The following is an 8,170-nucleotide window of genomic DNA, read 5'->3' as shown; positions in this document are numbered from 1 at the left end:
GCTGTGGAGCCTGATGGGCGACTGGCGGATGTTCTTCGAGACGGTCTCCGGCAGGCGGAAGTTCTAGGGAGCAGCGAATGCTGAAGGCGGCGGCGATAGCGCTTGGCCTGTGGGCGGCGGGCGCGGGGCTGGCCTGGGCGCAGGCCTCGCCGACGGCGACGGAACTACGGGCCGGGCTGGAGGGGCGCTGGGTCGGCGCCCTCGGCTATCGTGACTATCAGACAGACCGCCTCTTCGAACTTCCGGTCAGGACCAGCATCGACGTAGTGGACGACGGGGTGACCGCGATCCGTCGTTCCGCGTTCGATGACGGACCGGCGGGCACGGTCTGGATCGTCAGCACCAGCCTGGACGACCCGCAGGCCGGGACCGTGACCACGGCGACCTTCCGCGAAGGACGTGAGGTGGAGTTGCTGACGGAGACGGTCGAGATCGTGGCCTACGAAGGTCCGCAGTCCTGGACCATCGTCTATCGCAGGGTCGGCGAGGACGACGACGCCCCGGCAGACATCCGCGTGACCGAGACCCGCGCAGGCGACGAACTATTGTCAGTCAAGGAAGTGCGGCCCCTCGGCGCGGGCGATGACGCCTGGCGGTTCCGGAACCAGACGCGGCTGACCTTGCAGTCGGGCGGCTAGCCGGTGGACCTCGACGGCGCTCAGGAACTCATCGGAACCTGGGGCATGCCGGCCCTGCTTGGGCTCGGGCTGGCGGCGGCCTCGGGCCTGAGGATCTTCGTGCCGCTTTTGATGGCGGCGCTGGCGGCCAGGTTTCAGCTGTTCGGGATCGAGCTGAACGAGTCCATGGCCTGGCTGACCTCGAACGCGGCGATCGCGGCGCTGGGCGTGGCGACGGTGGTCGAGATCCTGGCCGACAAGGTGCCGGTGCTGGACAACGCCCTGCATGCGGTGGGGATCGTGGCGCGGCCGGTGGCGGGCGCGGTGGCGGCCGGCAGCGTGTTCGCGGGCCTCGATCCGACGACGGCGGCGATCGCAGGGGTCATCGTGGGCGCGCCGACGGCGCTGGCCTTCGGGGCGGCGCAGAGCGGAACCCGGGCGGCCTCGACGGCGACCACGGGCGGGCTGGGCAATCCGGTGCTGTCGGTGGTGGAGGACGTGCTGGCCTTCGTGACCGTGCTGATCGCCTTCGTGATCCCGCTCTTGATCCCGGTGGTGCTGTTGCTGCTGCTGTGGGCGGTGTGGCGGCTCTTCCGGAAGGTTCGGCCGAAGCGGCCAACGCCTGCGTAGTTTCCTTCTCCCCTCGGGGGAGAAGCTGGCTTGCGGAGCGAGACGGTTGAGGGGGTTGCTTCAGCGGGCAGGCCATCGACGACGAGTGCGCCGATAGAGCCCCCTCATCCGAGCGGCTCCGCCGCCCACCTTCTCCCCCGAGGGGAGAAGGAGTTCACACGTCGAACTTCACGCCCTGGGCCAGCGGGAGGTCGGTGGAGAAGTTCACCGTCTGGGTCTGGCGGCGCATGTAGGCCTTCCAGGCGTCGGAGCCGGATTCGCGGCCGCCGCCGGGCTCCTTTTCGCCGCCGAAGGCGCCGCCGATCTCCGCGCCTGAGGGACCGATGTTGACGTTGGCGATGCCGCAGTCCGAGCCCCAGGCCGACAGGAAGGTCTCGGCCTCGCGCAGCCGGTCGGTGAAGACGCAGGAGCTGAGGCCTTGCGGCACCGCGTTCTGGAGCTCAACCGCCGCGTCGAAGTCGCGGTAGGTCAGGACGTAGAGGATCGGCGCGAAGGTCTCGTGCATGACCACAGGCGTCTGGGCGGGCATGCGCACGATGGCCGGGCGGACGTAGACGCCGGCCCGGTCGAGACGGCCGCCGCCGGTGAGGACCTCGCCGCCTTCGGTGCGGGCGCGGTCGAGCGCGGCGGCGAAGTTGCGGGCCGCGTCATCGTCGATCAGCGGCCCGACCAGCACGCCGGCCTCGCGCGGGTCGCCGATGGGCAGGGTCTCATAGGCCTTGGTCAGGCGGGCGACGAGGGTGTCGGCGACGCTCTCGTGGACGATGAGGCGGCGCAAGGAAGTGCAGCGCTGGCCGCAGGTGCCGACGGCCGAAAAGGCGATGGCGCGCACGGCCATGTCGAGGTCGGCGCTGTCGGTCACGATCATGGCGTTGTTGCCGCCGAGCTCGAGCAGGGAGCGGCCGAGACGGCCGGCGACGGTCGCGGCCACCGCCTTGCCCATGCGGGTCGAGCCGGTGGCGGAGATCAGCGGGGCGCGCGGATCGGCGGCCAGGGCCTCGCCGAGGTCGCGCTCGCCGATGACGACCTGGGACAGGTGCGCCGGGGCGTCGCCGAAGCGCGCGGCGGCGCGCTCGAACACCGCCTGGACGGCCAGAGCGGTCAGCGGCGTCTTCTCGGACGGCTTCCAGATGACGGGATCGCCGCAGACGAACGCGAGCGCGGCGTTCCAGGCCCAGACGGCGACGGGGAAGTTGAAGGCGGTGATGACGCCGACGGGGCCCAGCGGCTGCCAGGTCTCGCGCATGTGGTGGCCGGGCCGTTCGCTGGGCAGGGTCAGGCCGTAGAGCTGGCGCGACAGGCCGACGGCGAAGTCGCAGACGTCGATCATCTCCTGGACCTCGCCCAGGCCCTCGGAGGCGATCTTGCCGCATTCCAGAGTGACCAGGGCCGCCAGGTCGTCCTTGGCGGCGCGCAGCTCCTCGCCGAGCAGACGCACGAGTTCGCCGCGGCGCGGAGCGGGGACCCGCCGCCAGGCGCGGAAGGCTTCCCCGGCTCGGTCGAGCACGCCGGACAGGTCCGCGACCGGGGTCAGCGGCGCGCGGCCGAGCTCCGAGCCGTCGATGGGCGTGAAGGAGGCCAGGCCGTCGGCGGATCGGGTGACCCCGAGGCGATCAAGAATGGCGGCGGCGTGGGCGGCGGGAGTCTGGCTCATGGCTCCCCATAGTGCGGCGCTGGCGCGAGGGGAACAGGCGCGGCTCGAAGCCGTTTTCAGCGCATCCATCCCCACCGAGGAGAGACGCCGTGAAGATCAACGAAGTGATGTCGCGCGACGTGCAGGTCGCCAATCCGCAGGACACGATCCAGTCGGTCGCCCAGCGCATGGCCCAGGGCGACTTCGGCTTCATGCCGGTCTGCGACGGCCAGCGGCTGCAGGGCACGGTCACCGACCGCGACCTGACGGTCCGCGCGCTCGCCGAGGGCAAGTCCTTCGACACCCCGGTGGCCGAGGTGATGAGCCGCGACGTGCACTGGCTGCGCGAGGGCGAGGACGTGAAGACCGCGCTGGAGTTCATGGGCGACAAGCAGATCCGTCGCCTGCCCGTCATTGATGAGACCGACCGTCTGGTAGGCGTCGTGGCGCTCGGCGACCTGGCCCGCACCGGCAAGGACCGGCATTCCGGCGACGCGCTTCAGGACATCTCCAAGCCCTAATACCGGTAAGGACTCGTTCACCGCGAGCCTGAACCCGACATCAACGGACGTGCGTCATGCTGGACCCTCGCTTCCAGAAGGGGGACTGCATGGCGCGCGCGCAATTCCAGAAGGGCCAGAAGGTCTGGGTCGAGTGCGTCGGCGCCTGGGCCACGGTGGAGAACATCCAGCCGGTCTGGGCCAAGGGCTTCGCCGAGCCGGTGCGGGTGACCTACGACGTCGGCCTCGGCCGTGAGTTCCTGGCGCACGAACTGATGTCGCCCGAGGAAGACCCCGCGGCCAACGACGCCGGCCCGTGGCGCCTGATGCGCGCCCGCAACAAGTGGCAGATGGCCGAGGACGTCCCGCACCATCCTCACCCGGGCACCTATCCGGTCGTGGTGACCGACGCCCAGGACTGGGGCGGCTGGCGCGTGCCCGGCGCCGAATACGACCGGGACCCCCACAAGATCGAGTTCCAGGCCCGGCTGATCGCCGCCGCGCCCCGGCTGATGAAACTGGCCGAGGACCTGGTTCACAGCGTCACCGAGAGCGGCGACGACGCCCCACCCGAGATGGAACGGCTGGCCCGCGAGGCCCGCGACGCGCTGAAATCCGTGACCGAGGTGCTGGTCCCGCCCGTCGACGCCAAGCCGCGCTCGGAGGGCCAGGCCGCCTGATTGGCCGCTCGACACGAATCTGAGGCGCGGCCTAGGATTCCAGATCGAGGGCGAATCAAGGGAGTGGCGCGTGCCCGACCGGCGCGGAGCACAGCCAGGGAGGCGCGCGACGGACGCGAACGCCCCCCGTGCGCCCTCCATGATGCCGAGCTGGGTGCGGATTTCGATCCTCGCCGCCGCCGTCGCGCTCGCCGCCTACACCGCGCTCTACGCTCGCCAGATCACTGAACGGCCGCGTGACGAAGGCGCCGAAGTCGCCCGCGCGCTTCAGTCGCAGAGCCACCTGGGCGCCGCGCGCCTGGAGTCGACGCTGGTCCCGGTGGAGGTCGGACTTGAGACGGCCGCCGCCTCCCTGGCCCGGGCGCCCGGCCGGCCCCTGGACGCCGCCGAGGAGGCGCGGTCGCTGGCGAGAGGCCGGGCGGCCACGGTCACCGTCGTTGACGCCCAGGGTCGCCCCGTCGCGAACGCAGGTCCTGCGGCGCCGCCGGGATTGCCCGCGCCGCCCGCGACCGGGACGGCCTACGCCGCCGCTTCGGACGGGCGGTTGCTGGTGATCCGCAGGCAGTCGGCCGAACGCGGCCTGGTCGCGGTGGTCGATCCGGGCGCCGCCCTGGCCGGCGACGAGCAGCTCGGCTCCGCGATCATCGATGCTCGCACGGGCCTAGTCCTCCTGACCCGGGGCATCGAACTTTCCGGCGCCGCTTCCGGCGCGCTGGGCCTGGAGACCGCCCGGCTGAGCGAGGCGGCGGACACGGCCTCGGTGCTCGGGGGATCCGTCGGTGATCGGCCGGTGAGCGTCGCGGCCGCGCCGGTCGACGGGGCCCCGCTGCTCGTGTTGTCCATACGCGACAGCGGCCCCGACCTCAGCCTGTCGGCGCTGCTCAACAGCGCCTGGATCCTGGTCGGCCCGCTGGCCATAGGACTGGTGCTGACGGCCCTGCTGATCCTCCAGAGCCGCCGCGCGGTGCGCATCCAGGCCGAGTCCGAGCAGCGGTTCCGCATGGCGGTCGAGGCCGCCCGATGCGGGGTCTGGGAATGGGATCTCGACCGTGACCGCGTGGTGCTGTCGCCCGAGATGGCCGCGATGCTCGGCTGGCCCGGCGGCCCGGTCGCCCAGGGCGACGACATCCTCGAGCTGCTTTCCGCGGAACATCAGGAGCGGCTCCTGCTGGCCCTTCGGCAGGCGGCGGCCTACGGCACCTTCGAGGTCGCCTTTCGCATTGTGCATCCGGACGGCCGCGCCCGCTGGATCGAGGCGCGCGGCCAGGCCGCCGGCCCGCGCCTGGAGCACGGCTATGAGCAGCTGGTCGGTGTGGCGCTGGACGTCACCGACGAACGGATGTCCAAGGCCCGCGCCGTGGCGGCCGAGCGCCGGCTGCGCGACGCCATCGACAGCGTGCCAGGCGCCTTCGTGCTGTTCGACCGCTACGACCGGCTCGTCCTCTGGAACCAGGGTTTCGTCGACAGTTTCGGCTTCGACCCACGCGTGCTCAGACCCGGCGCGGCCAAGGAAAATCTGACCCGGATCGCGGCCCTGGCGATCCGGAACCAGGTGCCGTCCCCCGACGGCCTTACAGGCGTGATGGAGATCGAGCTGCACGACGGCCGTTGGCTGCAGCTGACCGAACGCCGCACGACCGAGGGCGGGTCGGTCGCCACGGCCGCCGACATCACGGCGGTCAAGCGCCAGGAGGCCATGCGCCGCAAGAACGAGGAAGAGCTTCAGAAGCTGGTCGAGCAGCTGGAAGCCAACCAGGCCGAGCTGTCGCTGCTGGCCCGCAAGTACGAGGCCGCCAAGATCCGCGCTGAGGCCGCCAACCAGGCCAAGTCCGAGTTCCTGGCCAACATGAGCCACGAGTTGCGGACGCCGCTGAACGCCATCAACGGCTTCTCCGAGATCATGTCGACGGAGATGTTCGGGCCGCTGGGGGACGCCCGGTACAAGGAATACTCCAAGGACATCCTGAACTCGGGCCAACACCTGCTGGCGCTGATCAACGACGTGCTCGACATGGCCAAGATCGAGGCCGGCAAGATGCAGATGCGCTTCGAGCCGACGGACCTGCCCGAGGTCTGCGACGACGCCGTCCGCCTCATCCGCGGCCGGTCCGACGCGGCCGGGCTGATGCTCCATGTCCGCACCGAGGGCGCGCCCGAGATCGAGGCCGACTACCGGGCGGTGAAGCAGATCCTGCTGAACCTGATGTCCAACGCCGTGAAGTTCACGCCCCGCGGCGGCTCCATCACCTTGACGGCCCGGCAAGAGGACGGTTGGGCCCGGCTCGAGGTCGCAGACACCGGCATCGGCATTTCGGCCGAGGACCTGGAGCGGCTCGGCCGGCCCTTCGAACAGGTCGAGACCAAGCACGCACGGACCAGCCAGGGCACCGGCCTGGGGCTGGCCCTGACCAAGTCGCTGATCGAGATGCATCAGGGCCGCTTCGAGATGCGCAGCGAGCCCGGCCAGGGCACGGTCGTCAGCGTGCTGCTGCCGCTGCGTCAGTCCGCCGAAAGGTCCGAGGCGGCCTAGGGGCGCTCCCGATGACGGCGGCCCCCGTCGCGCCTGCCGCGTTCCGGGCCTCGCCTCACCAGGGCGAGCGACAGGGTCTGGCGCTCGGCCGGGTCCAGATCGGCCATGACGTCCAGCAGGGTCGATTCCAACCGACGTCGTCCCGCCCCTTCGGCCTGGTGCGAACGCTCAAGCGCGGCATCGACGGCGGCGCGGTCGAAGGTCTGGGCCGAAGCCAGTTCCACGGCTTGCAAGCGGGCGGCCCGGGCGGCCTCGAAGTCGGAGCGCGCGGCCAGGGCGGATTCCCTGAGCGCGCCCCTGACGCGTTCCTGCTCCGGCGCATCGAGCGACCGGACCAGGGCGAAAACGGGCGCACGCACCTCGCGATGCTCTTGCAGCGCGCGGCCGCCGACGATCAGGCCGCCGGCCACGGCGCCGACGACGAAGACGTTCAGGGTCACCGATACGGCGAGCGCGATCTTGAGGCTACGCGGACTCATCCCAGATACTCCGCTTCGTCGAGGTGCCAGGCGGCGGCCTGCTCGATCACCGCATCGGCCTGCCAGTCCTGCAACAGCTGGTGGCTGAGCGCGACGCCGAAGACGGCGCCTGCCGCGGCGGCGGCGGCCCAACCCGCGCCGGACAGCCAGCCGAGCCGGCTGATGCGCCGCAGGCCGCGGCGGGCGCGCGGCGCGCGATCGAGGATCGCCTGTCGAAACTCCGGCCTCGCCTCAAGCGACGGCGCGTCTGCCAGCAGGTCGTCCAGCTCTCGCGCCAGAGCCAGCAAGTCCCCCGCCTCGGAGTCATCGCGGGCAAACGCCTCCGCCGCCGCGCGCTCTTTCACGGGCCAGCGACGGGGATCACCCCCGTAGGCGTGGACCAGCGTCCGGAACCGATCGCGTGTCATGGTCATGGTTCAGCCCCTGGCGCGACGTCGATCAGCCGCGCCCTCAGTCCCCGTCTCGCCCGCGACAGCAGGCTCTCCAGCGCATCCACGCTGACATTCATCAGGCTCGCCGCCTCGCCGTTCGACAGCTCCTGGAAGTGGCAAAGCACGAGCGCCTCGCGCTGCCGCTCCGGCAGGGTCAGGAGCGCGGCCTGGACCCGCGCCGAGGTCTCGGCGGACATCAGCCACTGGTCGGCCGCCGGCGCGGGATCCACACCTTCCGGGGGCGTGTCGGTCGGCGTCTCTCGCCATCGTCGCAGCCGGTCGTAGCAGAGGTTCATCGCCACCCGGTGAAGCCAGGTGTCGAAGCGTGCAGCGCCCGGCGTCCAGCGCGGGGCCTGCCGCCAGGCCCGCAGCATGGCTTCCTGCGCCACGTCCTCGGCGGCCTCGCGGTCGCCGAGCATGCGGAAGGCCAGGCTCAGGACGCGCGGCAGCTTGCGGGCGACGAGGGCCTGGGCCGCGGCGGCGTCGCCCCGGCCCGCGCGCCGCACCAGATCCTCGTCCGGATCGACCGTGCCCTGATCCAAGCCGCCTCGCCGCTCCCTTGCCGCGGGCGGCCTGGAAGGCCGCGCCGGCTGTCATGGCAGCTTACTCCGCCGCCCCGCCGCGGCGAGCCCCATAGCGAGCCTGCCGGTCCTCGCGGGACAGGAAGCCG

Annotated in this window: 9 protein-coding genes; 5 read left to right on the top strand and 4 right to left on the bottom strand. The window is 71.5% G+C overall.

The window, feature by feature from the left end:
- Positions 1-77 precede the first annotated feature (77 nt).
- Positions 78-638, top strand: coding sequence for a hypothetical protein (locus tag Q0M60_RS06065; protein WP_296817269.1), 561 nt, complete (start codon positions 78-80; stop codon positions 636-638).
- Positions 639-641: 3 nt separating this feature from the next.
- Positions 642-1,247, top strand: coding sequence for a DUF4126 domain-containing protein (locus Q0M60_RS06060; protein ID WP_296817266.1), 606 nt, complete (start codon positions 642-644; stop codon positions 1,245-1,247).
- Between the two features lie 154 nt (positions 1,248-1,401).
- Here Q0M60_RS06060 and Q0M60_RS06055 read toward each other — a convergent pair whose 3' ends face one another.
- Positions 1,402-2,901 (bottom strand): aldehyde dehydrogenase family protein, encoded by a 1,500-nt coding sequence (locus Q0M60_RS06055; RefSeq protein WP_296817263.1) that lies wholly within the window; start codon positions 2,899-2,901, stop codon positions 1,402-1,404.
- 89 nt (positions 2,902-2,990) lie between these two features.
- Here Q0M60_RS06055 and Q0M60_RS06050 point away from each other — a divergent pair, with 89 nt between their 5' ends.
- The 3 genes from Q0M60_RS06050 to Q0M60_RS06040 all read left to right on the top strand — a co-directional run bounded on the left by Q0M60_RS06050 (position 2,991) and on the right by Q0M60_RS06040 (position 6,590).
- Positions 2,991-3,401, top strand: a complete 411-nt coding sequence (locus Q0M60_RS06050; RefSeq protein WP_296817260.1) for a CBS domain-containing protein — start codon at positions 2,991-2,993, stop codon at positions 3,399-3,401.
- 89 nt (positions 3,402-3,490) lie between these two features.
- Positions 3,491-4,060: a hypothetical protein gene (locus Q0M60_RS06045; protein WP_296817271.1), complete on the top strand. Its 570-nt coding sequence runs from the start codon at positions 3,491-3,493 to the stop codon at positions 4,058-4,060.
- A 139-nt stretch (positions 4,061-4,199) separates the two neighbouring features.
- The gene (locus Q0M60_RS06040) at positions 4,200-6,590 is read left to right on the top strand and encodes a PAS domain-containing sensor histidine kinase (protein ID WP_296817256.1); all 2,391 of its coding nucleotides are present in this window, start codon (positions 4,200-4,202) and stop codon (positions 6,588-6,590) included.
- Here the strand turns inward: Q0M60_RS06040 and Q0M60_RS06035 are convergent.
- The 3 genes from Q0M60_RS06035 to Q0M60_RS06025 are packed head-to-tail and all read right to left on the bottom strand — an operon-like array spanning position 6,587 to position 8,042.
- Positions 6,587-7,069, bottom strand: coding sequence for a periplasmic heavy metal sensor (locus tag Q0M60_RS06035; protein WP_296817253.1), 483 nt, complete (start codon positions 7,067-7,069; stop codon positions 6,587-6,589). The genes Q0M60_RS06040 and Q0M60_RS06035 overlap by 4 nt on opposite strands.
- The gene (locus tag Q0M60_RS06030; RefSeq protein ID WP_296817251.1) at positions 7,066-7,482 is read right to left on the bottom strand and encodes a hypothetical protein; all 417 of its coding nucleotides are present in this window, start codon (positions 7,480-7,482) and stop codon (positions 7,066-7,068) included. Before Q0M60_RS06030 ends, Q0M60_RS06035 begins: the two co-directional genes overlap by 4 nt.
- Complete coding sequence (locus tag Q0M60_RS06025; RefSeq protein ID WP_296817248.1) at positions 7,479-8,042, bottom strand: RNA polymerase sigma factor; 564 nt, start codon at positions 8,040-8,042, stop codon at positions 7,479-7,481. Before Q0M60_RS06025 ends, Q0M60_RS06030 begins: the two co-directional genes overlap by 4 nt.
- Between the last annotated feature and the right edge of the window lie 128 nt (positions 8,043-8,170).

It is taken from the genome of Brevundimonas sp., assembly GCF_024711105.1.
In the GTDB taxonomy this organism is placed as follows: domain Bacteria; phylum Pseudomonadota; class Alphaproteobacteria; order Caulobacterales; family Caulobacteraceae; genus Brevundimonas.
The sequence above is the reverse complement of the archived record's forward strand: the minus strand, read 5'-3'. Positions and strand labels throughout refer to the sequence as shown.

Bases quoted from the DNA above. Each gene is read 5' to 3' on its own strand.
- Q0M60_RS06065 (WP_296817269.1), top strand. From the start codon at position 78: ATGCTGAAGGCGGCGGCGATAGCGCTTGGCCTGTGGGCGGCGGGCGCG.
- Q0M60_RS06055 (WP_296817263.1), bottom strand. From the start codon at position 2,901: ATGAGCCAGACTCCCGCCGCCCACGCCGCCGCCATTCTTGATCGCCTC.
- Q0M60_RS06045 (WP_296817271.1), top strand. From the start codon at position 3,491: ATGGCGCGCGCGCAATTCCAGAAGGGCCAGAAGGTCTGGGTCGAGTGC.
- Q0M60_RS06040 (WP_296817256.1), top strand. From the start codon at position 4,200: ATGATGCCGAGCTGGGTGCGGATTTCGATCCTCGCCGCCGCCGTCGCG.
- Q0M60_RS06035 (WP_296817253.1), bottom strand. From the start codon at position 7,069: ATGAGTCCGCGTAGCCTCAAGATCGCGCTCGCCGTATCGGTGACCCTG.
- Q0M60_RS06030 (WP_296817251.1), bottom strand. From the start codon at position 7,482: ATGACCATGACACGCGATCGGTTCCGGACGCTGGTCCACGCCTACGGG.